The sequence below is a fragment of the Rhodospirillum rubrum ATCC 11170 genome, from assembly GCF_000013085.1.
GTDB lineage: Bacteria > Pseudomonadota > Alphaproteobacteria > Rhodospirillales > Rhodospirillaceae > Rhodospirillum > Rhodospirillum rubrum.
The window spans coordinates 2,295,731-2,320,025 of sequence record NC_007643.1 but is presented as its reverse complement, the minus strand read 5'-3'; the positions used below and the strand labels follow the sequence as shown (position 1 = coordinate 2,320,025).

At 65.0% G+C, this 24,295-nt stretch carries 22 protein-coding genes, 1 tRNA gene, 1 pseudogene and 1 riboswitch; of the genes and pseudogenes, 17 read left to right on the top strand and 7 right to left on the bottom strand.

What is annotated here, in order from left to right; translation table 11 throughout:
- Positions 1-36: 36 nt before the first annotated feature.
- Positions 37-169, bottom strand: a riboswitch (TPP riboswitch).
- 138 nt (positions 170-307) lie between these two features.
- Positions 308-1,345 (top strand): DMT family transporter, encoded by a 1,038-nt coding sequence (locus RRU_RS10405; RefSeq protein WP_011389760.1) that lies wholly within the window; start codon positions 308-310, stop codon positions 1,343-1,345.
- 114 nt (positions 1,346-1,459) lie between these two features.
- Here the strand turns inward: RRU_RS10405 and RRU_RS10400 are convergent, their stop codons facing one another.
- Both RRU_RS10400 and RRU_RS10395 read right to left on the bottom strand, forming a co-directional pair.
- A complete protein-coding gene (locus RRU_RS10400; RefSeq protein WP_011389759.1) occupies positions 1,460-2,683 on the bottom strand; it encodes a CaiB/BaiF CoA transferase family protein in 1,224 nt (407 codons plus the stop codon).
- A gap of 12 nt (positions 2,684-2,695) precedes the next feature.
- On the bottom strand, positions 2,696-3,883 hold the full coding sequence (locus tag RRU_RS10395; RefSeq protein ID WP_011389758.1) for an acyl-CoA dehydrogenase: 1,188 nt from the start codon (positions 3,881-3,883) through the stop codon (positions 2,696-2,698).
- Between the two features lie 127 nt (positions 3,884-4,010).
- On the opposite strand from RRU_RS10395, the gene RRU_RS10390 reads away from it, so the two are divergent.
- Both RRU_RS10390 and RRU_RS10385 read left to right on the top strand, forming a co-directional pair.
- The gene (locus tag RRU_RS10390; RefSeq protein WP_011389757.1) at positions 4,011-4,925 is read left to right on the top strand and encodes a LysR family transcriptional regulator; all 915 of its coding nucleotides are present in this window, start codon (positions 4,011-4,013) and stop codon (positions 4,923-4,925) included.
- 159 nt (positions 4,926-5,084) lie between these two features.
- Positions 5,085-7,208, top strand: a complete 2,124-nt coding sequence (locus RRU_RS10385) for a YgiQ family radical SAM protein (RefSeq protein ID WP_011389756.1) — start codon at positions 5,085-5,087, stop codon at positions 7,206-7,208.
- An 11-nt stretch (positions 7,209-7,219) separates the two neighbouring features.
- Here the strand turns inward: RRU_RS10385 and RRU_RS10380 are convergent, their stop codons facing one another.
- Positions 7,220-8,143 carry a 2-hydroxyacid dehydrogenase gene (locus RRU_RS10380; RefSeq protein ID WP_011389755.1) on the bottom strand — a complete coding sequence of 308 codons (924 nt, stop codon included), beginning with the start codon at positions 8,141-8,143 and terminating at the stop codon, positions 7,220-7,222.
- A 288-nt stretch (positions 8,144-8,431) separates the two neighbouring features.
- Between RRU_RS10380 and RRU_RS10375 the strand changes: the two genes are divergently transcribed.
- Positions 8,432-9,472, top strand: coding sequence for a lipid A deacylase LpxR family protein (locus RRU_RS10375; protein ID WP_237703751.1), 1,041 nt, complete (start codon positions 8,432-8,434; stop codon positions 9,470-9,472).
- Positions 9,473-9,622: 150 nt separating this feature from the next.
- Here RRU_RS10375 and RRU_RS10370 read toward each other — a convergent pair whose 3' ends face one another.
- Positions 9,623-10,093 (bottom strand): 1-methylthio-xylulose 5-phosphate sulfo-lyase, encoded by a 471-nt coding sequence (locus tag RRU_RS10370; RefSeq protein WP_011389753.1) that lies wholly within the window; start codon positions 10,091-10,093, stop codon positions 9,623-9,625.
- Between the two features lie 315 nt (positions 10,094-10,408).
- On the opposite strand from RRU_RS10370, the gene RRU_RS10365 reads away from it, so the two are divergent.
- Positions 10,409-10,702, top strand: a complete 294-nt coding sequence (locus tag RRU_RS10365; protein ID WP_014626284.1) for a BrnT family toxin — start codon at positions 10,409-10,411, stop codon at positions 10,700-10,702.
- Complete coding sequence (locus RRU_RS10360) at positions 10,644-10,958, top strand: BrnA antitoxin family protein (protein WP_011389752.1); 315 nt, start codon at positions 10,644-10,646, stop codon at positions 10,956-10,958. Before RRU_RS10365 ends, RRU_RS10360 begins: the two co-directional genes overlap by 59 nt.
- A gap of 69 nt (positions 10,959-11,027) precedes the next feature.
- Here RRU_RS10360 and rlp read toward each other — a convergent pair whose 3' ends face one another.
- The 3 genes and pseudogenes from rlp to lipB all read right to left on the bottom strand — a co-directional run.
- Complete coding sequence (gene rlp / locus RRU_RS10355) at positions 11,028-12,152, bottom strand: 5-methylthioribulose-1-phosphate isomerase (protein WP_011389751.1); 1,125 nt, start codon at positions 12,150-12,152, stop codon at positions 11,028-11,030.
- A gap of 108 nt (positions 12,153-12,260) precedes the next feature.
- On the bottom strand, positions 12,261-13,118 hold the full coding sequence (locus RRU_RS10350) for an alpha/beta hydrolase (RefSeq protein ID WP_014626283.1): 858 nt from the start codon (positions 13,116-13,118) through the stop codon (positions 12,261-12,263).
- A 68-nt stretch (positions 13,119-13,186) separates the two neighbouring features.
- Positions 13,187-13,846: pseudogene (gene lipB / locus RRU_RS10345) on the bottom strand (lipoyl(octanoyl) transferase LipB); the annotation flags it as partial.
- Positions 13,847-14,015: 169 nt separating this feature from the next.
- On the opposite strand from lipB, the gene RRU_RS10340 reads away from it, so the two are divergent.
- The 11 genes from RRU_RS10340 to RRU_RS10290 all read left to right on the top strand — a co-directional run bounded on the left by RRU_RS10340 (position 14,016) and on the right by RRU_RS10290 (position 24,195).
- Positions 14,016-14,102 (top strand) — tRNA-Leu (locus RRU_RS10340).
- An 89-nt stretch (positions 14,103-14,191) separates the two neighbouring features.
- Positions 14,192-15,622, top strand: a complete 1,431-nt coding sequence (gene mgtE, locus RRU_RS10335; protein WP_011389748.1) for a magnesium transporter — start codon at positions 14,192-14,194, stop codon at positions 15,620-15,622.
- A gap of 84 nt (positions 15,623-15,706) precedes the next feature.
- Positions 15,707-16,114 carry a MerR family transcriptional regulator gene (locus RRU_RS10330; protein ID WP_011389747.1) on the top strand — a complete coding sequence of 136 codons (408 nt, stop codon included), beginning with the start codon at positions 15,707-15,709 and terminating at the stop codon, positions 16,112-16,114.
- A 14-nt stretch (positions 16,115-16,128) separates the two neighbouring features.
- A complete protein-coding gene (locus RRU_RS10325; protein ID WP_011389746.1) occupies positions 16,129-16,566 on the top strand; it encodes a hypothetical protein in 438 nt (145 codons plus the stop codon).
- 24 nt (positions 16,567-16,590) lie between these two features.
- Complete coding sequence (arsC, locus tag RRU_RS10320; RefSeq protein WP_011389745.1) at positions 16,591-17,010, top strand: arsenate reductase (glutaredoxin); 420 nt, start codon at positions 16,591-16,593, stop codon at positions 17,008-17,010.
- Between the two features lie 76 nt (positions 17,011-17,086).
- Positions 17,087-17,929 carry a TIGR02587 family membrane protein gene (locus RRU_RS10315; RefSeq protein ID WP_011389744.1) on the top strand — a complete coding sequence of 281 codons (843 nt, stop codon included), beginning with the start codon at positions 17,087-17,089 and terminating at the stop codon, positions 17,927-17,929.
- A gap of 11 nt (positions 17,930-17,940) precedes the next feature.
- Positions 17,941-18,345, top strand: coding sequence for a hypothetical protein (locus RRU_RS10310; RefSeq protein ID WP_011389743.1), 405 nt, complete (start codon positions 17,941-17,943; stop codon positions 18,343-18,345).
- 199 nt (positions 18,346-18,544) lie between these two features.
- Positions 18,545-20,320, top strand: coding sequence for an N-acetylglutaminylglutamine amidotransferase (locus tag RRU_RS10305; RefSeq protein WP_011389742.1), 1,776 nt, complete (start codon positions 18,545-18,547; stop codon positions 20,318-20,320).
- Positions 20,321-20,325: 5 nt separating this feature from the next.
- Entirely contained in the window at positions 20,326-22,014 is a 1,689-nt protein-coding gene (gene ngg / locus RRU_RS10300) for an N-acetylglutaminylglutamine synthetase (protein WP_011389741.1), read from the top strand.
- Positions 22,015-22,097: 83 nt separating this feature from the next.
- Entirely contained in the window at positions 22,098-23,261 is a 1,164-nt protein-coding gene (locus RRU_RS10295; RefSeq protein WP_011389740.1) for an osmoprotectant NAGGN system M42 family peptidase, read from the top strand.
- Between the two features lie 214 nt (positions 23,262-23,475).
- Positions 23,476-24,195 (top strand): Abi family protein, encoded by a 720-nt coding sequence (locus RRU_RS10290; protein ID WP_011389739.1) that lies wholly within the window; start codon positions 23,476-23,478, stop codon positions 24,193-24,195.
- The last annotated feature ends 100 nt before the right edge of the window (positions 24,196-24,295 follow it).

Here is a 24,295-nt window from a genome sequence, read left to right as displayed (position 1 = left end):
GGGGAGGAGGGGAGGGGGCCGCCGAAGGGAACGAGTGCGCCGGCCCGCGTTCCGTCCCTTCGCCGGCATGACCCGGATCAGGTTCGAAGGGTCACCGCGCGCCCTCGGGGAAAGCCCCCTTCAGCCATCGGTATCTCAGCCCCTTGCCGGGGCCCCCCTGGAACAGGTTCGGCAACCTTAAAGGGATTTTTGCCGATCGGCCACGATTTTTCTTAACTGCGGTCCGGCCGATCAGGGCTTGCGGATCGGCCGGCGATGGCGAAGATGGGGGCGGCCTCCCCCGCCATTCCCCTTCAGGACCCCCCTTATGGCCGTTTCTTCCGCTGCTCCGCGTCCGGGCGATCGTGCCGCCGGCGCTCCCGACGGCGCCCCTGACAGTGCCCCCGATGGCGCCCCCGATGGCGTCCATGATACGGCGCGCGGCGTCGCCTGGGTTCTGGTCGCCTGCGTCATCTTCACCCTGGTTTATGCTTCGGGCCGTCTGGCCGGCGGCGGTGTCGGCGGCCTGCAGATCATGGCCATCCGCTATGCCTCGGCCCTGGTTTGCATCGTCGGCTTCGCCTTGGCCCGGCGCGGCGGGGTGAGCGCCTGCCGCAGCCCGCGCCCCTTTCGCCATTTCAGCCGGGCGATGATGGGCGGCCTGGGCGGCGCCTGCCTGATCCAGGGGGTGACCTTGCTGCCGATGGCCGAGGCCTCGGCCATCGGTCTGCTGGACGGCGTCTTCTCGGTGATCCTGGGCATCGTGCTGCTGGGCGAGCGGGTGAGGCCCCTGCGCTGGCTTGGCGTGGCGCTGTCGCTGGTGGGGGGCGTGCTGGTGATCGCCGGACGGGCCGACCTCAGCGGCTTGCTTGATCACCTGCTGGCCGGCGGGGCGGTGTTCTATCCCCTGGCTGGCGCCGCCTTCGTCGCCATGGAACGCGTTCTCATGCGTCAATTGGCGCTGCGCGAGGGCAAGATGGCGATCTTGTTCCACGTCAATTTGTTTGGCACGCTGATCTTGATGCCGGTCGCCTTGATGACCTGGGTGCCCCTTGAGGGGCCGACGCTGGCCTTGCTGATCGCCTTCGGGCCGCTGGCCCTGCTGGGCCAGTTCTGCAATATCCGGGGGTTCGCCCTGGCCGAGGTCTCGATCACCGGACCGGTGTGGTATTCCTGGCTGATCTTCGCCGCCGCCCTCGGCTGGGTGATGTTTGACGAGGTTCCCGGGCCGGGCGTCATCCTGGGTGGCGCCGTTATCGCCCTCGGCGGAGTTTTCCTCTGCGCTTCGGGGCGCAAGCGGACCCCGGCCCTACCGGCCGATACCCTGGGCCCTTCGGAAACCCCCGGCAAGGCAGGGCGCGAATGACCCAAAAAAGCCCCCCTATCCGTCTTGAACAGGGGGGGCGCCGATGGTGACATTGCGCGATATGCGGCGCGTTCTGGGCGTGGCGATGTGGGGCGAGAAGCCTATCGCCACACGCTAAACGATCGCCTTTTGGCGTAGGGTGGTGATGTCCTCGGCGGTCAGCCCCAGAACGTCGCTGAGCACCCCATCAGTATGCTGGCCCAGCGTCGGCGGGCCGGCGGTGTGGGTGGGCGGGGTGGCTGATAGCAGCAAGGGATTGCGCACCATCGGCACCGTGCCGGCCTCGGCGTGGGTGCCATCGACGCGCAGGCCCCGGGCGATGACCTGGGGATCGGCGAAGACCCGATCCAGGGTATTGATCGGGCCGCAAGGCACCCCGGCGCTTTCCAGGGCGGCGATCCAGGCATCGGTCGAGCGGCTCGCCATCATCGGGATGATCTCGGCCAGCAGGGCGGCGCGATGGGCCACGCGGTCGCGGTTGCGGGCAAAGCGCGGATCTAGGGGCAGGTCCGGGCGCTGGCCGATCGCGCACAGGCGGGCGAACTGGCCGTCGTTGCCCACCGCCAGCATCAGATGGCCGTCCTGGGTGGCGAAGGCCTGATAGGGCACGATATTGGGGTGCGCCGTGCCCAGGCGGCCGGGCACGCGCTCGCCAACCAGGGCGTTGGCCGCCTGATTGGCCATGCAGGCGACCGCCGTATCCATCAGGGCGAGGTCGATGTGCTGGCCCTCGCCGGTGGCTTCGGCATGGCGCAGGGCGGCGAGGATGCCAAAGGCCGCATAGAGGCCGGTGAGGATATCGGTCACCGCCACCCCCACCTTCATCGGTCCGCCGCCGGCCACGCCATCGGGTTCGCCGGTCACGCTCATCAGCCCCGACATCGCCTGGATCATCGCGTCATAGCCCGCCCGTGGCGCATAGGGGCCGGTCTGGCCAAAGCCGGTGATCGAGCAATAGACCAGGGCCGGATTGACCGCCCGCAGGCTGGGCCAGTCCAGGCCGTATTTCGCCAGACCGCCCAGCTTGAAGTTCTCGATCACCACATGGCTGCGCGCCGCCAGGGCGCGGACCAAATCCTGGCCCTCGGCTTTGGTGATATCGACGGTCAGGGATTTCTTGCCGCGATTGGCCGCCAGGAAATAGGCGGCGTCGGTGGTCTCGCGCCCGTCCTCGTCCTTGAGGAAGGGCGGCCCCCACGACCGGGTGTCGTCGCCGGCGCCGGGGCGCTCGATCTTGATGACCTCGGCCCCCAGGTCGGCCAGGGCCTGACTGGCCCAGGGGCCGGCCAGCACGCGGGACAAATCAAGAACGCGAATGCCATCAAGGGCTGCGGCCATGGCTGGGATGCCTTAGAAGAAGGCCTGCAACCCGGTTTGGGCGCGGCCGAGGATCAGGGCGTGGACATCGTGGGTGCCCTCGTAGGTATTGACGCTTTCCAGGTTCATCACATGGCGGATGACGTGGAATTCATCGGCGATGCCGTTGCCGCCGTGCATGTCGCGGGCGACGCGGGCGATATCAAGCGCCTTGCCGGCGTTGTTGCGCTTGACCAGGGAAATCGCCTCGGGCCGCGCTTTGCCCTCGTCAAGCAGCCGGCCGACGCGCAGCGAGCCCAAAAGGCCGAGCGTGATCTCGGTCTGCATGTCGGCCAGTTTCTTCTGGATAAGCTGGGTGGCGGCCAGCGGCCGGCCGAACTGCAGGCGGTCGAGGGTATACTGGCGGGCGGCGTGCCAGCAGAACTCGGCCGCGCCCATCGCCCCCCACGAGATGCCATAGCGCGCCTTGTTCAGGCAACCAAAGGGCCCGGCCAATCCTTCGGCCAAAGGCAGCAGGTTGGCTTCGGGCACGACGCAATCATCGAGGACGATTTCGCCGGTGAGCGAGGCGCGCAGCGAGAACTTGCCCTCGATCTTCGGGGTGGAAAAGCCCTTCATGCCGCGTTCGACCAGGAAGCCGCGGATCTTGTCGTCATGGGCCTCGGATTTGGCCCAGACCACGGCGAGATCGGCGATCGGGCTGTTGGTGATCCACATCTTGGCGCCGTTCAGCCGATAGCCGCCGGCGGTTTTGGTCGCCCGCGTCTTCATCGAACCGGGATCGGAGCCATGGTCGGGCTCGGTCAGGCCGAAACAGCCGATCTTCTCGCCGCTGGCCAAGGCCGGCAGCCAAGTGGCCTTCTGCGCGTCGCTGCCATAGGCGTAGATCGGATGCATGACCAGCGAGGACTGCACGCTCATCGCCGAACGATAGCCGCTGTCGACGCGCTCGACCTCCCGCGCGATTAGCCCATAGGCGACATGGTTGACGCCGGGGCCGCCGTATTCCTCGGGGATGGTCGGACCAAGCAGGCCAAGCGCCCCCATCTCGGTCATGATCGCCCGGTCGAAATGTTCGTGACGGTTGGCCTCGACCACCCGGGGCATCAGCTTGTCCTGGCAATAGGCCCGGGCGCTGTCGCGGATCATCCGCTCGTCTTCGGCCAAAGCGCCGTCCAGGTCGAGCAGGTCATCCCAATTGGCAAGCGGAGATCGGGTCATCGCGGCGGCTCCTTACGGGCGAAAGCATGACGCCAGTGTGGGCGGGTGCTTGCCATAGGTCAAAAACAGAGTTTTTATGGGATCGATCATTTTTTGATATGGCAAGTAAGCAAGGGCGGCCCGGGCCATGGATCTGCGGCAGATGCGCTATTTCCTGGCCGTGGTCGACGCCGGGTCGTTTTCCGCCGCCGCCCGCGCCCTGCGCGTCGCCCAGCCGGCGCTGTCGCAAAGCCTGAAGCGGCTGGAAGACGAGGTCGGCGCCGCCCTGCTTCACCGCCTGCCGCGCGGCACCCTGCCCACCGAGGAGGGCCTGCTTCTGGCGGCCGAGGGGCGGCGGTTGCTTGCCGAGTGGGATGGCCTGGGCGGCCTGTTGCGCGCCCGGCGTGACGATCCAGCCGGCGATCTGGCGATCGGCATCCCAACCTCGCTGGGGCCGGTGGTCAGTCTGGCCGTCGCCCGGCTGGTCGCCCGGCGATTGCCCAAGGTGCGGTTGCGGCTGATCGAGGGGCTGTCGGGCCATATCATGGGCTGGCTGCGCGACGGCACGCTCGATCTGGGGCTGGTGTTCAATGGCGAGACCGGCGGCGACCTTGGCGTCGAGCCTTTGGCCAGCGAATGTCTGGCGCTGATCGCCCCGGCGGCCAGTTCGCTGCCCACGCCGATCCCCCTCAACGCGGCGGCGGCGTTGCCGCTGATCCTGCCCGGCCCGCCGCACGGTCTGCGCGACGAGGTGGAGCGCGCCTTCGCCAGTCGCGGGCTGGTCGCCAAGGTTTGCCTGGAGATCGACGCCCTTGATCCGATCAACACCCTGGTCGCCGAGGGCTTTGGCTATTCCATCTTGTCGCCGCGCGTCGCCCTGCAATCGACGGGGGCGGCGCTGGTGCGGGTGATCCCGATCATCGATCCGCCGATCACCCGCAGGATCGGCCTGGCCCAGGCCCGCCTGCGCCCGCCCAGCATCGCCCTGCGCCACGCCCTGCCGTTGCTGCGGCCGCTGATCGGCCGGCTGGTGCGCGACGGCGCCGGGGTCGGGCTAGAATAATGATCTAGAGAAGTATTCTAGAGCGAATTTTCAGAGATAAGGCGGTGGCGCTGCGGGCCGTGCTTTGTTTCCGCCGCGCCTTAGGGTAAAACTCGCCCCCAGCAAGCGTTTTTAAAGTATCCGGCGGCGGGGGGGCGTCCGCGGGAGCCGGAGGATAGAGTGGAAGCCGCCAAAAGCCTGTTTTCCTATAAGCCGTTCTGGGCCAAGCGCCTGGGCACGGCGCCTTTTTTGCCGATGTCGCGGGCCGAGATGGACGCGCTTGGCTGGGACGCCTGCGACATCATCGTGGTGACCGGCGATGCCTATGTCGATCATGCCAGCTTCGGCATGGCGGTGATCGGCCGCGTTCTTGAAGCCCAGGGCTTCCGCGTCGGCATCATCAGCCAACCCGATTGGACCAGCGCCGACCCCTTCCGCGCACTGGGCCGGCCGACGCTGTTCTTCGGGGTGACGGCGGGCAACATGGATTCCATGGTCAACCGCTATACCTCGGACCGCAAGATCCGCAAGGACGACGCCTATACCCCGGGCGCCGAGGGTGGGCGCCGCCCCGATCGCGCCGTCACCGTCTATTCCCAGCGTTGCCGCGAGGCCTTTCGCGATGTGCCGATCGTGCTTGGCGGCATCGAGGCCTCGCTGCGCCGGGTCGCCCATTATGATTATTGGTCCGACAAGGTGCGGCGCTCGGTGATGCTTGATTCCAAGGCCGATATCTTGCTGTTTGGCAATGCCGAGCGGGCCTTGATCGAGTTGGCCCACCGCTTGGCCAAGGGCGAGGCGATTTCGACCATCCGCGACCTGCGCGGCACCGCCTATATGCTGCCCAGGGTTCCCGAAGGCTGGGCGGTGCTTGACGCCAGCGATGTCGATGCCGACAGCGGCGCCATGCCGCGCGGTCCCCTAGGGGTGCCTGCGGTCATCCGCCTGCCGTCCTACGAGGTGGTGCGCGACGATCCGGTGCAATACACCCACGCCAGCCGCGTCGGCCATCTGGAAAGCAATCCCGGCCATGCCCGGCCGCTGGTCCAGGCCCATGGCGACCGCGAGGTCTGGCTCAATCCGCCGCCGCTGCCCCTGGAAACCGGCGAGATGGACCGGGTGTTCGAACTGCCCTATGCCCGCGCCCCCCATCCGTCCTATGGCGGGGCGCGCATTCCCGCCTGGGAGATGATCCGCTTCTCGGTCAATGTCATGCGCGGCTGTTTTGGCGGCTGTTCGTTCTGCTCGATCACCGAGCACGAGGGCAAGGTGATCCAAAGCCGTTCGGAAGGCTCCATCCTGCGCGAGATCGAACAGATTCGCGACAAGACCGAGGGCTTCACCGGCGTCGTCTCCGACCTGGGCGGGCCGACGGCCAATATGTGGCGGCTGAATTGCAGTGACCCCAAGATCCAGGCGGTCTGCCGGCGCTGGTCTTGCGTCTATCCCGATATCTGCAAGAACCTGGAAACCGATCAGACGCCGCTGGTCGATCTGTATCGCAAGGCCCGCGCCATCCAGGGCGTGAAGAAGATCACCATCGCCTCGGGCCTGCGCTACGATCTGGCGGTCAAGACCCCGGCCTATGTCAAGGAACTGGTCACCCACCATGTCGGCGGCTATCTGAAGATCGCCCCGGAACATACCGAGGACGGGCCGCTGGCGCTGATGATGAAGCCGGGCATGGGAGCCTATGATCGCTTCCGCGCCCTGTTCGAGACCTTCAGCAAGCAGGCCGGCAAGCAGCAGTTCCTCATCCCCTATTTCATCGCCGCCCATCCGGGAACCACGGATGAGGATATGATGAACCTTGCCCTGTGGCTCAAGCGCAATCACTTCCGCGCCGATCAGGTGCAAACCTTCCTGCCCTCGCCGATGTCGCTGGCCACCGCCATGTACCACGGCGAGCGCAACCCCTTGAAGCCGGTGCGCCGCGACGGGCCGGTGGTGGCGACGGCCAAGGGCCTGCGCCAGCGCCGTCTGCACAAGGCCTTCTTGCGCTACCACGATCCCGAGAACTGGCCGATGCTGCGCGAGGCCCTGCGCCAGATGGGCCGTACCGATCTGATCGGCATGAGCAAGAAGCACCTGATCCCCGGCCACCAGCCCACCGGCACCGGATTGGCCGGCGGCGAGGGGGCGCGGGCCGGGCGCAAGAACGGTGCCCAAACCTTCCTTACCCAGCAAACCCGCCAGGGCCAAGGCCCCTATGACCCGACGCGCGGCGCCCCGTCCTGCCCGCGCGACGCGGCGCCGGGCGCCAAGCCCGGCCGGGGCCGTCCCCGGCGCTCGACCGGGCGCTGAGGGAGCGTTTTTTAATACCCCCGGTCACGGGCGACCAGACCGGGGGGTGTTTCGCCGCGCTCCACCGCCTTGATCACCCGGGCGACCTGGGCGGCGGCCGGGTCGGGCAGGGTTTCGGCGGCGAGATGCGGGGTCAGGCTGACGGCGGGATGGCGGCGCAAGGGGCTGTCGGCGGCCGGGGGCTCGGGGTCGGTGACATCCAGAACGGCGGCGCGCAAGGCGCCCGCGTTCAGGGCGGCGATCAGCGCCGCCTCGTCGAGGGTCGCCCCCCGTCCGAGGTTGATCACCACGGCGCCCGGGCGCAGGGCGGCCAAGCGCCGCTCATCAAGCAGATGGCGGGTTTCCGGCGTGGCCGGCAGCAGATTGATGACGATCTCGCTGGCCTTCAGGAAGGCTTCCAGGTGATCGGCTCCGGCAAAGGGGCGCACGCCCGGATAGCCCTGGCCGCGGCGCGACCAGCCATTGACTGGAAAGCCGGCGGCGAGCAGGCGATCGGCGACCACCCGGCCCAGGGTTCCAAAGCCGAGGATGCCGCAAGGAAGGTCAGAGGCCGGGCGATAGGGGCGTTTTTCCCACAGGCCGGCCCGGGTGGCGGCGATGTGGCGATCAAAGTCGCGCTGGAAATGCAGGGCCCAATGCAGGGCGTATTCGGCCATCTGCGCCCCCATGCCGGCGTCTTCCAGGCGGATGATCTCCACCCCTTCGGGCAGGCCGGCGGCCAGCAGGTGATCGACTCCGGCGCTTAGGGTGATCACCCTTTGCAGGTTGGGCAAGTGGGGAATGATCGCTTCGCCATGGCGCCAGCAGATCAGGGTGGAGACGCTAGCCGGATCGACATCGGGCCAGACGGCCAGCGGGCGCGGCGCCAGGGCGCGGTGCAGCGCCGTTTGCCAGATCTCTTGGGGAAGTGTCGGGCCGTTGAAAAGAATCGTCATGACAGTCCTTGAGGCGGTCCAGGCTTGGGGGAGGGGGGGAACGGCGGTAGGATCAGCAAATCACCCCGACTGAGCGCTGTCTAGCGGCTGGTCGGCGGTGCCGGGATAGGGCATGCGGGCTTATTCAAGATTTTTCGCAACCACGAGCCATTCAAGGCGTTTTCTTTTGCGGCGCGAAAGAGCATCTTCTTGCCGTCATGCCGCCTTTTTGCGGTCTCCACCCCCGTTCCTCCCGTCACCCCCCAGACCTCTTCCAATTTGTGGAGTTCGCGTCCGATGATGCGCCCGATGTTTTCCCTTCTAGGGGCCGCCGCACTGGGCTGCGCCGTGGTCGCCGCGCCCGCCAGCGCCGCCGATCCGACCGAACAGATCGATCCCGATACCGGTACGCCGTCCTATTATCCCAAGTGGGATGACGGCACGCTGTCGATTCAGGTTGAAAACGACAAGTTCGGCTTTTCCGGGACCGACCAGCATTACACCAACGGCCTTCATGCCACCTGGTTGTCGGGGACCGGCGATATGCCGATCTGGGCCCAGGAAGTCGGCAACGCCTTGCCGTTCTTTCCGACCAATTCGATCAAGCGCTACAGCCTGAGCTTTGGTCAGAGCATTTTCACGCCGTCCGACACCCAGGCCGATGATCCCGATCCCGATGATCGCCCCTATGCGGGCTGGACCTATATCGGCCTGGGCTATCTGGCCGAAACCGGCAATACCCTTGACCGCCTGGAAATCGACTTGGGCGTGGTCGGTCCCTGGGCCCTGGGCGAAGAGACCCAGAACAACTTCCATAGCCTGATCGGCGTCGATACGGCCAAGGGCTGGGGCTCGCAATTGCATAACGAGCCGGGCGCCGTGCTCTATTACGAACGCATGTGGCGGGCCTTGGGCAGCTTCAAGGCCGGTGGCCTGGGCTTCGACTTCTCGCCCCATGCCGGCGCCGCCCTGGGCAACGTTTATACCTATGCCGCCGGTGGCGGCACCGTGCGGGTCGGCTTCAACCTGCCCGATGATTACGGCCCGCCGCGCATCCGCCCCAGCCTTCCCGGCTCGACCCAGTTCGAACCGACCGGCGGTCTGGGCGGCTATCTGTTCGCCGGCGTCGAAGGCCGCGCCGTCGCCCGCAACATCTTCCTCGATGGCAACACCTTCCGCGACAGCCCCAGCGTCGACAAGAAGATCTTCGTGGGCGACGTTCAGGCCGGCGTGGCGGTGACCCTTGGCAATACCCGGGTGACCTATACCCAGGCCATCCGCTCGCCCGAATTCGACGGTCAGGACAAGCCCGATATCTTCGGATCGATCAGCCTGTCCTATCGCTTCTAGAGCAGATCCCTTAGCATTCTGAAGCAGACTGCGACAGAGATTTGCTTAAATATCAGCATGTTAGAGCGGTATGCGCGGACTTTGGTTTCACGCGCGCCGCTCTAACCCTCCGGGCGCCCCGGCCGGCGATCGTCTCCCGGCCGGAGCCCCTTATCCCGCCAGCCCGTCAAGGAAGGCCGCGACCGCGTCGTCGGCGCGCAGCATCGCCAGATCGGCCTCGGTCGGCAGCTGGGGCTTGTCGCGTTCGGCGTTGACCATGCATAGGAAGCCCAAGGCTTCGTCGGCTGGGGCGCGGAACTGGTGCCAGCTCCACCCCGGAATCGTCACCAGATCATAAGGCGCGACCGCGCTCACCGCCCGGCCGACCATGGCATGGCCCCGGCCCTTGAGGATCATCACCCCATGGGCGTGCTGGTGGCGCTCCAGGGTCGAATGACCGCCCGGCCCAACCTCGAAATAGCGCAGCTCGCCGGTCAATCCATTGCCCGAGAACAGCACCTGACGGGTGACCGAGCGAAAGGGCGCGCTGCCTTCCTCCTTATAGGCGAGCAGATCGACGCCCGGCCAGCGATACTGGGATTGAAAGGGCCGAAAGGGCCGGTCGTCGTTCGAATCACTCATGAATGGGCTCTCCATCATTTTTCACCGGCGGAGTTCCTGACGGATAACGGCGGGAGATGCGGATTTTTCGATCGGTCAGGTGGAAAATCGCCGCGTTTTTTGACAGGACTTCAAGGGTGATTTACGTTTGTATATACAGGGCAGGGATCTGCCTGCGCTAGGGGCCTGGTTATTTTGTCATATCGTCAGAGTGATGCTCTCTTTCTCTTATAAGGACGCTCTTCCCTTCCTATCAGAAAGGTGCGGCCAGATCATGAAGGATCAAAAACATTTTTGGTTATTTCTAAATAAAGTTTCATTTTAGAGTCTCCAAAAATGGAATTTGAGTGGGACGAGAGTAAAAATAAAACAAATATAGTTAAGCATGGCATTGATTTTGAAGATGCCATCTTGATATGGAATGGGGTCATTGCAACGGCTCAAGGCAAGAAAATTGGTAATGAAGATAGATTTATTGCTTTTGGAGAGGTGAACTCTCGGGTTATCGCGGTTGTTTACACGTGGCGTGGTACGGTATGTCGGATTATTTCAGCACGAAAGGCGCAAACACGTGAGCGAAGAACGTATTACGCGACGCTCGCTGGCGTCGCCAAAAACCAAGGAGAGTGATTGGTCTCGCTTCGATGTCCTGACCGATGCCGACATCGAAGATGCGGTCACAGCCGATCTTGATGCGGCACCCCTTGCCGACGAGGCGTGGTTCGCGCAAGCGGCGATTGTCGAGCCTCCCCTTAAAGAAGCCGTAAGTATCCGCCTTGATAAAGACGTCCTGGCGTTTTTTAAAACCACCAGCACCCGCTATCAAACCCGTATCAACGCGGTTCTGAGGGCGTATATGGAAAGCGAGTTGAGGTCAAAACGCTGACCTTTTTCTAGCGTGGACCAAATCCCTTGGCGACCTTGACCAGAGTGGGACGAGGCTTCGCTTTATTCTCTACGGCGCCAACCCGCAGCCTCGGCTTGCGGCCCCGGCCACCGAGGCGACGAAGGCGGCGGTTTCTTCGGTCAGGCGGTCGCGGGCTTCAAGCAGGTTGCCACCGATCAGCACGATGACATCGGGGCCATAGGTCGCGATCATTTCGGGAACGCGGGCAAGGCTCATGCCGCCGGCCGGCACCGGCAGGCTGGCATGCAGGCCGCCCCAGGGGCCAAGCGCCGCCTCGGCCACCGCTTGGCAGGTGTCGCGGGAATAGCCAAAGCGGCCGCCCGAATTGGGAAAAATCACCGCATCGGCGCCAAGCAGGCGGAACAGCTTGCCGAAATGGGCCGGCGGGGCGATGCGCGACGGTCCGGCCAGGGTGGGATGGGCGAAGAAGGCCGCCCCGGGAAATTCGCGGACCACCGCGTGAAAGGTCGAAGGGCCAACGATCATCGGCGCGATCAGGAAGGTATCGATCCCATGGTCAAGCCCGGTGCGCACTTGGCTACGCAACTGATCAAGGTGGCCCGACAGGCTGGGCAGGTAGCGGGTCTGGCCGCCGGTCTGGCGGTTGACCTCGTCGACGGCCGCGGCCACCGCGCCGACCCGCGAGGCGAAGGGCGCATAGGCCTGATCGGCCATGCCGTGATCGTCCTTGATGAAATCCAGGCCGCCCAGCGCCATGCGCCGCGCCAGATCGGCCAGACGGTCGGGCGGCAGTCCCTGGGGCTTGAGCGCCGAACAGGTCAGCGCCCGATCGGCCGAAGCCCCAACCCGGGCGCGCAGGCCGGCCGCGCCGATATTGGGCCCGCCGAAGCTGGCCAGAAGATCGTCGGGCAGATCGATATCAAGCAAGACGGTGTCGTCTTGCAGCGAGGTGTTGCCAAACAGCATGTTGAAAAGCTGACCGGCATCGCCGCCGATGGTGGCGGTCGACAGGGCGAGTCGCACCTCGAAGCAGTCCTCGCCGCGCTCGGTGATCTCCTCGACCACGCCGACGATGCCGTCGAGAACCGCCGGGTCATCGATGGCCGAGAGCGGCATTTCAACGCTCTGCTCAACGGCGATTCCCTTGGCCCGGGCCTCGATCGACGCCGCCGTCGCCTTTACCCGATAGGTCGCGCGCAGTCTGTCCGTCATGCGATGTCTCCCGCGGCCCGCCGAAGGGTCCGATCATCAGAACGCTTGTGGAGAATTCGCAAGAACGCTCCGATCCAGATGGGAAATATCGGGTGAACGGCCGCCCGGTCAACCGTCGTGTCGGGGCGCGGGCTTTTCCAGGCCTTTTAGAAAGGCCGCCAAGGGCACCGTCAGCGCCTTGTCGCGGAAATAGCGGGTCAGGCCCAGAACCACCCCGGCATGGTTGGCGTCGGCCAGGCGCACCGTCCTATGATCCACGCCCTTGGCGGCCAAGGCTGCTTCCATGGCGTCGGTATGATAGGGGCCGACGACGGTGTCGCGCAGGCCGGTGACCAGCAGGGCCGGGGGCGAGGCGGCGGTGATATGGCTCAAGGGTTCGACCACGGTGGGGTCGGTTTCGTGGCCGAAGACCCGCTTGGTCACCTCGACGTCATAGGGGAACAGGTTATAGGGGCCGGCCAGACCGACGAACCCGCTGACCATCGCCGGATCGGCCCGCGCCGCGCGCAGCCACTGCGGATCATAAGCCACCATCGCCGCGTTATAGGCGCCGGCGGAATGGCCCATCAGCACCAGGGTGCCATTGGTCGGCCCCAGAATGTCGCGGGCCTGCTCCGACCTTGTCCAGGCCACGGCCTGGGCGGTGTCCTCCACAAAGGCGGGGAAGCGCACCTCGGGGAACAGCCGGTAATCGGGAATGACCGTGATCCAGCCGAGCGCGGCCAGGGTATCGGCGATAAAGGCGTAGTCGCCGCGCGCGCCGCTTTGCCACGAGCCGCCATAGATCCATACCGCCACCGGCCGCCCATCGGCCGGCGCGGCGGCGACGGGCACATGGACATCAAGCCTTTGGCGGGGGTCGGGACCATAGGCGACATTGGTTTGCGACCGATAGCCATCGGACGGAATGATCGCGTTCAGCGTTCCCACCGTACAGGCGGCGAACAGCGGCGAGAGCGCGGTCATGAGCAGAGCGCGCAGAGGAGGAGAGGGCGCTTTCATGGCCTATACTACGCATATTTGGCGCGATTGGTTCACGTCGAGGTCAAGCTTTCCGTCGGGCAGGGCCCAAATACCGCATCAAAGCTGCGCATCAAAGCGGAATCAACCTCTTGGAGTGTCGCCGTCTGGCCCAGATCCCACAGGCTGGTCACCCCGTGGTCGCTGATGCCGCAGGGCACGATGCCCGAGAAATGCGACAGATCGGGTTCGACGTTGAGGGCGAAGCCGTGGAAGGTGATCCAATGGCGGACCCGCACGCCGATGGCGCCGATCTTGTCCTCGCGTCCGCCGCCGCGCGCCACCCAGATGCCGACCCGGCCCTCGCGGCGCTCGCCCCGGATATTGAACTCGGCCAGGGCGCGGATCATCAGCTCTTCCAGATTATGCACGAAGCAGCGCACGTCCTTGCCGCGTCGACGCAGGTCGAGCATCACATAGCCGACGCGTTGGCCGGGGCCATGATAGGTGTATTGGCCGCCGCGCCCGGCGGCATAGACCGGAAAGCGATCGGGGCTGAGCAGGTCGGCCGGATCGGCGCTGGTCCCCGCCGTATAAAGCGGGGGGTGTTCAAGCAGCCAGACGCATTCCCCGGCCCGATCCTCGCGGATCTTGGCGATGCGGTCGTCCATGAAGGCCAGGGCTTCGGGGTAGGAAACGGGGGTATCGGCGAAACGCCACTCCATAACGACGGGATCCTTCGAAAAAAAGTGCGAGGCGTGAAAGAAAAGGGATTGCCGAGGTCCAAGGGGTTTGCTATTTCATCCGCCCTCGCAGGGCAAGAAGCGAAACGCCAAAAACCAGCGAGACCAGGGCTCCCGACCTCAAGGGGATGTCCCTTTCTACCGACGACAAGTCCACGATGCGGTCGTGGCGGAACTGGTAGACGCGCAGCGTTGAGGTCGCTGTGGCCGAAAGGCCGTGGAAGTTCGAGTCTTCTCGACCGCACCAATAAAGACTGACCAAGGGGCCCGTCCGGCGCAATGCCGGCGGGCCCCTGTCACGTCCGGGATCGCGATGTAAAAAAGCGGGAGTCGGCAATGGCCGGACTTGGCGATCGGGAAAAGACGGGCGATCGGGACAAGACGCAAGACGACGCCGCCCCGGCCGAGGATGGCTTCGGCCTGTCGCGCGACCAGATCGAGGCGGTTCGCGCCGCCCTGGATGACGAGGAGGCGGCACGCGGGGCCGAGACGGCGCGCGCCCTGGTGCTGCGCCTCCACTACGCCGATCAGGCCGACCTTGTCCAAAGCCTGCCCGCCGAGGATCGCCGGGCGCTGATCGGCGCGCTCAAGGGCGCCTTCGACCCCGAAATCCTGCCCGAGCTCGATGACTACGTCCGCGACGAGGTGATCGAGACCCTGGGCTATCAGGATCTGGCCCAGGCCCTGGCCGAGCTTGATTCCGATGACGCCTTGTATGTCGTCGCCCAGCTTGACGAGGCCGAACAGGCCGCCGTCCTCGAACGCCTGCCCGTGGCGACGCGGGCGCTGATCGAACAGGGCCTGTCGCTGCCCGAGTATTCCGCCGGGCGGCTGATGCAGCGCGAGCTGGTGGCGGTTCCGGCCTATTGGTCGGTCGGCGAGACCCTGGACTACCTGCGCTCGGCCCCGCGCCTGCCCGAGGATTTCCACGAGATCTATGTCGTCGATCCGCGCCACCGCCCGGTCGGGCAATTGCGCTTGTCGACGCTGCTGCGCAGCCAGCGTTCCATCCGCCTGCGCGACATCATGGACGCCGAGATGCCGCCGCTGTCGACCACCGCCGATCAGGGGGAGGTGGCTCGGCTGTTTCGCGATCGCAACCTAATGAGCGCCCCGGTGATTGACGTCTCGGGCCGTCTGGTCGGGCGGATCACCGTCGATGACGTTCTTGACGTGATCGAGGAGGAGGCCGAGGACGACATGCTGCGCCTGGCTGGCGTCGCCGAGGTCGACCTCTATCGCGCCGTCGTCGATACGGTGAAGGCGCGGGCCTCGTGGCTGGGGGTCAATCTGATCACCGCCATTCTCGCCTCTCTGGTGATCGGCCTGTTCGAGGCGACCTTGCAATCGATCGTCGCCCTGGCCGTTCTGATGCCGATCGTCGCCTCGATGGGCGGCAATGCCGGCACCCAGGCGCTGACCGTCGCCGTGCGCTCGCTGGCCACCAAGGAACTGACGCCATCGAACGCCTGGCGGATCATCGGCAAGGAATTTCTGGTCGGCATCCTCAACGGCGTCGTTTTCGCCGTGCTGATCGGGGCGATCGCCTGGATCTGGTTCGATCGCCCGGAAATCGGCTTGATCATCGCCGCGGCGATGGTCATCAATCTGGCGGTGGCCGGCCTGTCGGGCATCGTCATTCCCCTGGCCCTGGAGCGCATGCGGATCGATCCCGCCATCGCCTCGGCGGTTTTCCTGACGACGATCACCGATGTGGTCGGTTTTTTCGCCTTCCTCGGACTGGCCTCGCTGTTCCTGATGCCCTGAGAGGGACGGGTCCGCCGCCGGGGTGTGTTTTGGAAGCGATCAAAGTTCTCGACGCTGACTTGCCCTTTACGTAAAGTATGGTCCATGACCAAGAGCCGTGACAGTTTCTCCATCGCCGATCTCGCCGCCGAGTTCTCCGTAACCCCGCGGGCGATCCGTTTCTATGAGGACAAGGGGCTGATCACCCCGGCCCGCGACGGGATGCGCCGCATCTATTCGCCGCGCGACCGGGTGCGGCTGATGCTGATCCTGCGCGGCAAGCGCCTGGGGTTTTCGCTGAAGGAAATCCAGGAGATCATCGATCTGTATGATGCGGAGCCGACGGGCGAGGCTCAGTTGCGCCGCCTGATCACCACCTGCCAGACCTCGCGCGCCGCCTTGCGCCAGCAGATGGAGGATATCCGCATCACCATCGACGAGATCGAGGCCGTGGAAGCCCAATGCCGGCAGGCTCTGCTGGAAGGCCCGCGTTCGCGCAAGGCCGTGGGCTAGGGAGACGAAGCGCCATGCCTGAAGGATCCTTGCCCGGCCTCGAGGTTGACACCTGTTTCCTGCGCCGCCTGACGACTCTGGCCCGGGGACGCGGCCTGTCGGTCGATCCGCGCGCCGTGGGAACCCGCCATGGCTTCACCGGCGATCCGGTCTCGCTGGCCACCGTGCTGGCGGTCGCCGCCGAGATCGGTCTTCCCGCCCGCCACCATCGCCTGGACTGGCGGGGTCTGGGGGCCTTGCGGGACGCTTTGCCGGCCTTGATGATCTTTCGCGACCAATCGACGGCGATCCTTGATGGCTTCGAGGGCGAGGAGGCCGAGGGCGGCCCCGCCGCCGTGCTGGTGCGCGAGGACGGCGACGACGACGAGCCGGGGGAGGTAACCCGCCTATCGCTCGATCGCGATGATCTGGGCCCGCTGTGGTGCGGCGACCTGCTGGTTTTCGATATCTGACGATTTGGCGGCGAGGGCAAGGCGATGGGCGTCACCATTTATCATAATCCGGCCTGCGGAACCTCGCGCAACGTGCTGGCGATGATCCGTCAGAGCGGCGAAGAGCCCCGGGTGATCGACTATCTGAAAACGCCGCTGTCGCGGGCCGAATTGGTCGATCTGATCGCCGTTCTGGCGATCCCCGTGCGCGATTTGCTGCGGCGCAAGGGCACGCCCTTTGACGCCCTCGGGCTTGAGGATCCGGCGCTGTCCGACGACGCCCTGATCGACGCCATGGTCGCCCATCCCATCCTGATCAATCGGCCGATCGTCGTCACCGCCAAGGGCGCGGCCTTGTGCCGGCCTTCGGAAGCGGTTCTGGCCATCCTGCCCACTCCCTTGGTCGGGTCCTTCACCAAGGAGGACGGCGAGGTCGTTTCCGCCCCCGCCCCGTCCACCCCTTGAGCTTTCGCCGCCTTCGGGAACCTTTTGCCCGGCTTTGGCGTCACCCTTGGCCAATCACGGCGAGGGGGGCGCGGGCATGGTCAAGGGGGACGGCGACGGGGAAACGGCGGAATCGGCTTTGGCGGCCTTGCCCGTGCCCCTGGGGCGGGCCTTCGCCGGCGCCCTGATCTTTTCCCTGCCGATGCTGATGACCATGGAAATGTGGTCGCTGGGCGCGTCGATGGATCCCTTTCGTCTGGCCCTGTTGCTGGGGGTCTCGGTGCCGCTGCTGATCGGGCTGGGGCGGATCGCCGGCTTCCGCGAAACCTCGTGCTGGAGCGATGACATCGCCGACGCCTTTGTCGCCATGGTGGTCGCCACGGTCACGGCGATCGCCATCCTGGCGGTTTTCGGCGCCCTGGGTCCGGGCATGTCGGCGCGCGAGATGATCGGCAAGGTCGCCCTGCAAGCGGTGCCGGGCAGCATCGGCGCCCTGTTGGCGCGCAGCCAGCTTGGTCAGGAAAGCCCCGAGGACGGCGAACCGCGATCGACCTATTTCGGCGAGGTGTTCCTGATGGCGGTCGGGGCGCTGTTTCTGTCGTTCAACATGGCGCCGACCGAGGAAATCATGTTGATTTCCTATGGCATGGGGGCTTGGCAGAAAATCGCCCTGATCCTCGCCTCGCTCGCCATCATGCATATCTTCGTTTATGAGGTCGGTTTTTCCGGTCAGGAGGCCCCCGGTTCCGAAACCGGCGGCTGGAGCCTGTTCGCCCGCTTTTCCGTGGTCGGCTATTGCGTGGTGCTGGCGGTCAGTTTGGCGGTGTTGTGGATTTTTGGCCGCACCGATGGCCTGGGGCTGGAACAACTGCTGGGGGCGACCATCGTTCTCGCCTTCCCCGGGGCCATCGGCGCCGCCGCCGCCCGCCTGATCTTGTGAGGGGAGAGGCGATGAGCCCGGCCAAGCGCCACGGCCGTCCCAAGGGCACCTCGATCCCCGAATGGATCCTGGCCGCTTTGGGGGGAACGCTGCTGCTTGCCGCCCTGGCCTATCTGACATGGTGGGGCCTGACCCATCCCGAGCGCCGGCCCGAGCTGCGGGTCGATGTCCTTGGGGAAAGCCGCGAGGCCGGCGGCCACCATACGCGCTTTCGCGTGCGCAACGACGGATCGGGCACCGCCGCCACCGTCACCGTCGTTGGCATCGTCAGCCAGGACGGCCGCGAGATCGATCGCAGCGAAACCACCCTTGATTATGTGCCCGAACGCTCGGAACGCGAGGGCGGCCTGATCTTCCCACCCCTGGAGGCCGGCCAGGAAATCCGTTTGCGGATCGAGGGCTATTCCGATCCGTGAGGGAATTTTCCGATTAAAAAACCGAATTTCCATAAAAAACAGGGGAACCTTGGTGGATTATGGGCGTTGGAAATGATTAGAAAACGCGTCTCGCTGCGTTTTTGTTGGATTTTCTATAAAAAATCGTCGGATACACCAATAATTACTAAGAAATCATACCTGTATTTCTCTGGCGATTGTTTGTTGTATTGGAATTCTTATGTGTGGAGTGTGTGGAGAAATCCGGTTTGACGGCCAGTTCGCCGGAACAACCGCCGTAGACCGGATGACGGCCAAACTGGCGCCCCGTGGTCCCGATGACGGAGGTATCCTGGTCCACGGACCGGTGGCGCTTGGGCATCGCCGGCTTAGCATCATCGATCTTTCGCCCAAGGCGGCTCAGCCGATGGTCGATTCCGATCTTGGTCTCAGCATCGTTTTCAACGGCTGCATCTATAATTATCCGGCGCTGCGCTCCGAGTTGGAGGCCCTTGGCTACCGGTTTTTCTCGGGCGGTGATACGGAGGTCATCCTCAAGGCCTATCACGCCTGGGGAACGGCTTGCGTCAAGCGCTTCAACGGCATGTTCGCCTTCGCCATTCACGAACGCGACAGCGGCAAGGTGGTTCTGGCCCGGGATCGCTTCGGCATCAAACCGCTGTATCTGGCCGAGGTCGACGGCGGTTTGCTGTTCGCGTCCTCCTTGCCGGCCTTGCTGGCGACCGGACGCGTCGATAAGGCGATCGATCCGCTGGCCTTGCGGTTCTATATAAGCTTTCACGCCGTGGTGCCGGCGCCGCGCACCATCCTCAAGGGCGTGAGAAAACTGCCGCCGGCGACCTTGCGCGTTGTGTCGGCCGATGGCTCCAGCTTTGACGAGGTCTATTGGCGGCTTGATTTCCGCGCCTTGCCCGGAGAGGACGGTCGCTCGGCCAAGGACTGGGAGGATGGCCTGTTCGAGGCGGTGCGGGCGGCGGTGGCGCGGCGGATAATCGCCGATGTGCCCGTGGGCGTCTTGCTTTCGGGCGGGCTGGATTCCAGCCTGATCGTCGGTTTGCTGGCCGAGGCCGGACAAAGGGATGTGGAAACCTTTTCCATCGGCTTTGAAGAGGCCAACGGTGAAAAGGGCGACGAGTTTTTCTATTCCGACCTGATCGCCGAACGCTACGCCACCCGCCACCACAAGATCTTCATTCCCGAAGCCGACATGATCGCCGCCTTGCCCGGGGCGATCGCCGCGATGTCCGAGCCGATGGTCTCCTATGACAACGTGGCGTTCTATCTGCTGGCCCGCGAGGTGTCCAAGCGGGTGAAGGTCGTTCTGTCGGGCCAGGGCGCCGATGAGATCTTTGGCGGCTATCACTGGTATCGGCCGCTTGTCGGCTCGACCGATCCGGTCGCCGATTACGCCGCCCATTTCTTCGACCGCACCCCGGAGCGGCTGGCCCGCCACCTTTCCCCGGCTTGGCTGGGGACGACCGACGAGGCGCGGGCCTTCGTCGCCGCCCATTTCGCCGAGGACGGAGCCCCTGATCCGGTCGATAAGGCGCTGCGCCTCGATAGCACCGTCATGCTGGTCGAGGATCCGGTCAAACGCGTTGACAACATGACCATGGCCTTTGGCCTGGAAGCCCGCGTGCCGTTTCTCGATCATCAACTGGCCGAATTCGCCGGGCGCATTCCCTCGTCGCTCAAGCTGGCCCAGAACGGTAAGGGCATTCTCAAGGAGGTCGCCCGCCGGGTGGTTCCCGCCGCCGTGATCGATCGCGAGAAGGGCTATTTTCCGGTGCCGGGGCTGAAATACATCGAAGGATCGCGCCTGGATTATGTGCGCGATGGCCTGTCAAGCCGGGCGGCGCGCCAGCGCGGCCTGTTTCGCGAGGACTATCTGGCCAGCCTTTATGAAAATCCGCGCGACGCCATCACCCCCTTGCGCGGATCGGAGCTTTGGCAGGTCGGGCTTCTTGAACTTTGGCTGCAAGAGCATGGGATTTGAAGACCATGGACGATCTTTCCCACGAGTTCAAAAAAGAGGCCTCGATTGATTGCGGCTGGGGCCGGCTGGTCTTTGGTCAGACCTTCGACGGCCCCGGGCGTCTTGCCGAGGTGATGCGGACCGAGGGACCCGAGCGCCGCGACGTGGCGATCTATGTGCGCGATCCCCATGTGGTCTTGGCGATGGCCCCCCACGAGATGTTCCTTGATCCCTCCCATACCTATCGTCTGGATCTGGCGCGCTATCGGCCAAGCGCCCGTCAGCCCCATGGCTTCACGATCCGCCCTTTGGCCGGGCCGGGCGATGTCGATGATATCAACCGCATCTACGCCGCCCGTCATATGGTGGCGGTCCGCCCCGATTTCTTCGAGGGGCCGCTCGCCAGCCGCGGGATCACCCTGTTGGTCGCCGAGGAGGGCGCCGGCGGACGGATTATCGGCACGGTGATGGCCATCGATCATGGCCGGGCGTTTGGCGATCCCGCGCGCGGCTCGTCGTTCTGGTGCTTGGCCGTGGATCCCCAGGCGATCCATCCCGGCATCGGCGAGGCCCTGGTTCGCGCCGCCGTCGAGCAACTGGCTGGCGCCGGAGCCACCCATACCGACCTCACGGTCATGCACGATAATGATCAGGCCATCGCCCTTTATGACAAGCTGGGCTTTGAGCGCGTCGATTTTTTCACCATGAAGCGCAAGAATCCGATCAACGAACGCCTGTTTACCGGTCCGGCCCCCGAGGCGAGGCTCAACCCCTATGCCGAAATCATCGTGACCGAGGCGCGGCGCCGGGGCATCGACGTGAGGGTCACCGATGCCGAGGGCGGGTTTTTCCGCCTGTCCTTTGGCGGGCGCTCGGTTCACTGCCGGGAAAGCCTCAGCGAGTTGACCTCGGGCGTGGCGGTCAGTATTTGCGACGACAAGGCGGTGACCCGGCGGCTGGTCGAAGCGGCGGGCATTTGCGTGCCCGAACAGATCGAGGCCGGGGATGGGGCGGCCGTTCGCGCCTTCCTCGCCCACCATGGCAGCGTCGTCGTCAAGCCGGCGCGCGGTGAGCAGGGGCGGGGGATCGCCGTTGGTCTTGATACGGCCGAGGCGGTGGACGCGGCGATCGTCACGGCCGGGCGCTTCTGCGAGCGGGTGCTTGTCGAGCGCTGCGCCGCGGGCGAGGATTTGCGGCTGATCATCATCGACTTCCACCTTGTCGCCGCGGCTCTCCGCCGGCCGCCGCGGGTGACGGGCGATGCCAAAACGACGCTGCGCGACCTGATCGCCGTGCAAAGTCGGCGGCGGGCGGCGGCGACCGGGGGGGAATCCTCCATTCCACTTGATGATGAAACCGTGCGCTGTCTGGCGGCCAGCGGCTTCACGCTTGAGGACGTGCCGGTCGAGGGGTGCGATATCGTCGTCCGGCGCACCGCCAATCTGCATACGGGCGGCACCATTCACGACGTGACCGACGAGGTTCATCCCGATCTGGTCGCGGCGGGGATCCGGGCGGCGCGGGCCATCGATATCCCGGTCGTCGGCATCGATCTGCTGGTGCGGTCGCCGCGCGCGCCCGATTATGTGTTCATCGAGGCCAATGAGCGACCCGGTCTTGCCAACCACCAGCCCCAGCCGACGGCGGAACGCTTCATCGATTTGCTGTTTCCCAATTCGGTCCCGGCGGCGGTCCGCCAAGCCTCGATGATCTAGATGTTTGAGAGGGAAGCAAATCGTCGTCGCGCTCTGATTCCGAGCGCTCGGGATTTGCTTAAACGGATGCGAAGGGATTTTTCATGACGCGTCTGGCGATCGATACGGACTATCTGGCCCGGACTCTGGTTCGCTTGTTAGCCACCCCCAGCCCGACCGGCTATACCGATACCGTCGTCCGCGAAACCTGTGCCGAGTTGGAAAGCCTGGGCCTGACCCCGACCCTGACCCGACGGGGGGCGGTTTGCGTGGTGTTGCGCGGACGGGAAGCCCGGCCGGCCCGCGCCATCGTTTCCCATCTCGACACGCTGGGCGCTCAGGTCAAGCAGCTCAAAGACAACGGCCGCCTGGAACTGGTGCCGATCGGCACCTGGTCGGCGCGCTTCGCCGAGGGGGCGCGGGTCACGGTGTTCACCGATCGCGGCGCGGTTCGCGGCACGATTTTGCCGCTGAAGGCCTCGGGCCACATCTTTAACGAAGAGATCGACAGCCTGCCGATCGGCTGGCCGATGACCGAGTTGCGGGTCGATGCCCGGGTTCATAGCAAGGCCGATCTGATCGCCCTGGGTATCGAGGTTGGCGATATCGTCGCCATCGACCCCCAGCCGGAATTCCTAGCCAACGGCTATATCGTGTCCCGCCATCTTGATGACAAAGCCGGGGTGGCGCTGATGCTCGCGGCTTTGAAGGCCCTGACCGCCCATAACGAACCGCCGCCCGTCGATGTCCATTTCATCTTCACCATCGCCGAGGAAGTCGGCGTCGGCGCGTCTTCGGCGCTGACCGATGACGTCGCCTCGGTGGTCGCCGTCGATAACGGCACCAGCGGACCCGGCCAGAACTCGGCCGAATTCGGCGTTACCATCGCCATGGCCGACCAGACCGGCCCCTTTGATTATCATCTGACCCGGGCGCTGATCCGGCTCTGCCGCGACGAGGACATCATCTTTCGCAAGGATGTGTTCCGCTACTACCGCTCCGACGCCGCCTCGGCGGTGGTCGCCGGCCACGATGTGCGCAACGCGCTGGTCACCTTTGGCATCGACGCCTCGCATGGCTATGAGCGCATCCATATGCACGCCCTGCGGTCGGTGGCCGAATTGCTGAGCGCCTATGCGCTGAGCCCGGTGGAGATCCGCCGAGACGCCGTGGAGACCGCCCGCGGTCTGGCCGGCTTCACCCGCCAGCCACCCCCCGAACCCATCGCCGAGGACCTAGCCGTTTCGCAAGAGGGCCCTCTTGCGTGACGTGGGGCGTCAAGACGCTTTTGTGGGGCGGTGGTATGGGTCCGGCCCCGCTTGAGAGGGAAAAAAGCGGACGTCGATACCAAACAAGATTACAAGTTCTTGTGGTCCAAGGGGGCTTTGGCATGGGGGAGGGGAAAACGTCTCAGCCCTAAAAAAGCTGAGCCCCGGGCGCATGCCAATGGCAGAGGCGAACCCAGGGCCTACGGGGGGTAATATGGGCGACCAGGAGTTCGTGGTCAAGAGCGCCTTCTCGTATTCCGATGCGGTGATCGACGCCTTGGAGACGTCGTTGTCGCCGGAACGTATGGAGACCTACGCCAAACGGTCGGGCAATGATCGCGAGAAGGCTGTTCGCCTTTATACATGGAACACGGCGATCAGCGCGGCCTTCTATGGGCCCCTTCAGGGGTTGGAAGTCGCCTTGCGTAACGCGTTGCATCGCGAGCTTGCGGAAAAATACGGCACCAATTGGTATGATAATCCTGCGGCGGGGCTGGATGACGGAACGCTTAAGCGCCTATCAAGGGCTCGATCGGAGCTGCGCCGGGGCAGATACGCCGATGATCCGTCCCATATGGTGGCGGCGCTTTCGTTTGGGTTTTGGGTCGCCCTTCTGGGGGCCGGCGGGCGGACGCCCGATGGAGGGAAGGCCAACTACGAAATGACCATCTGGCGTTCTGGCGTATTCCGGTCTTTTCCTCACGTCCGTCTCAGTCGTAAAGCTGTCCATGAGCCGCTCGATTATCTACGGACGTTTCGTAACCGGATCGCGCACCACGAACCCATTTTCGATCGGCATCTAGCCGCCGACTATGACTCCCTGCTGCGCGTCGTCGGGTGGATCAATCCCAAGACACGGGACTGGATCGAGCATCACAGCCGCGTACCGACGCTTCTTGCGCAGTCGGCCGACGACCCGGGACTGACATTCTAGAGTGGTGTGGGTGAACTCCGCTCTAAGCGCCGTTTTCGGGAAACAGGGCTATGAAAAAGAGAGGGGGGAGGTGAAGCGTCTGGCGGCTTTTTGGGGAACA

Excerpts from the sequence above, each read along its gene's own strand:
- RRU_RS10405 (WP_011389760.1), top strand. The coding sequence starts at position 308 with ATGGCCGTTTCTTCCGCTGCTCCGCGTCCGGGCGATCGTGCCGCCGGC.
- RRU_RS10400 (WP_011389759.1), bottom strand. The coding sequence starts at position 2,683 with ATGGCCGCAGCCCTTGATGGCATTCGCGTTCTTGATTTGTCCCGCGTG.
- RRU_RS10395 (WP_011389758.1), bottom strand. The coding sequence starts at position 3,883 with ATGACCCGATCTCCGCTTGCCAATTGGGATGACCTGCTCGACCTGGAC.
- RRU_RS10390 (WP_011389757.1), top strand. The coding sequence starts at position 4,011 with ATGGATCTGCGGCAGATGCGCTATTTCCTGGCCGTGGTCGACGCCGGG.
- RRU_RS10380 (WP_011389755.1), bottom strand. The coding sequence starts at position 8,143 with ATGACGATTCTTTTCAACGGCCCGACACTTCCCCAAGAGATCTGGCAA.
- RRU_RS10375 (WP_237703751.1), top strand. The coding sequence starts at position 8,432 with ATGTTTTCCCTTCTAGGGGCCGCCGCACTGGGCTGCGCCGTGGTCGCC.
- RRU_RS10370 (WP_011389753.1), bottom strand. The coding sequence starts at position 10,093 with ATGAGTGATTCGAACGACGACCGGCCCTTTCGGCCCTTTCAATCCCAG.
- RRU_RS10365 (WP_014626284.1), top strand. The coding sequence starts at position 10,409 with ATGGAATTTGAGTGGGACGAGAGTAAAAATAAAACAAATATAGTTAAG.
- rlp (WP_011389751.1), bottom strand. The coding sequence starts at position 12,152 with ATGACGGACAGACTGCGCGCGACCTATCGGGTAAAGGCGACGGCGGCG.
- RRU_RS10350 (WP_014626283.1), bottom strand. The coding sequence starts at position 13,118 with ATGACCGCGCTCTCGCCGCTGTTCGCCGCCTGTACGGTGGGAACGCTG.
- mgtE (WP_011389748.1), top strand. The coding sequence starts at position 14,192 with ATGGCCGGACTTGGCGATCGGGAAAAGACGGGCGATCGGGACAAGACG.
- RRU_RS10330 (WP_011389747.1), top strand. The coding sequence starts at position 15,707 with ATGACCAAGAGCCGTGACAGTTTCTCCATCGCCGATCTCGCCGCCGAG.
- RRU_RS10325 (WP_011389746.1), top strand. The coding sequence starts at position 16,129 with ATGCCTGAAGGATCCTTGCCCGGCCTCGAGGTTGACACCTGTTTCCTG.
- arsC (WP_011389745.1), top strand. The coding sequence starts at position 16,591 with ATGGGCGTCACCATTTATCATAATCCGGCCTGCGGAACCTCGCGCAAC.
- RRU_RS10315 (WP_011389744.1), top strand. The coding sequence starts at position 17,087 with ATGGTCAAGGGGGACGGCGACGGGGAAACGGCGGAATCGGCTTTGGCG.
- RRU_RS10310 (WP_011389743.1), top strand. The coding sequence starts at position 17,941 with ATGAGCCCGGCCAAGCGCCACGGCCGTCCCAAGGGCACCTCGATCCCC.
- RRU_RS10305 (WP_011389742.1), top strand. The coding sequence starts at position 18,545 with ATGTGTGGAGTGTGTGGAGAAATCCGGTTTGACGGCCAGTTCGCCGGA.
- ngg (WP_011389741.1), top strand. The coding sequence starts at position 20,326 with ATGGACGATCTTTCCCACGAGTTCAAAAAAGAGGCCTCGATTGATTGC.
- RRU_RS10295 (WP_011389740.1), top strand. The coding sequence starts at position 22,098 with ATGACGCGTCTGGCGATCGATACGGACTATCTGGCCCGGACTCTGGTT.
- RRU_RS10290 (WP_011389739.1), top strand. The coding sequence starts at position 23,476 with ATGGGCGACCAGGAGTTCGTGGTCAAGAGCGCCTTCTCGTATTCCGAT.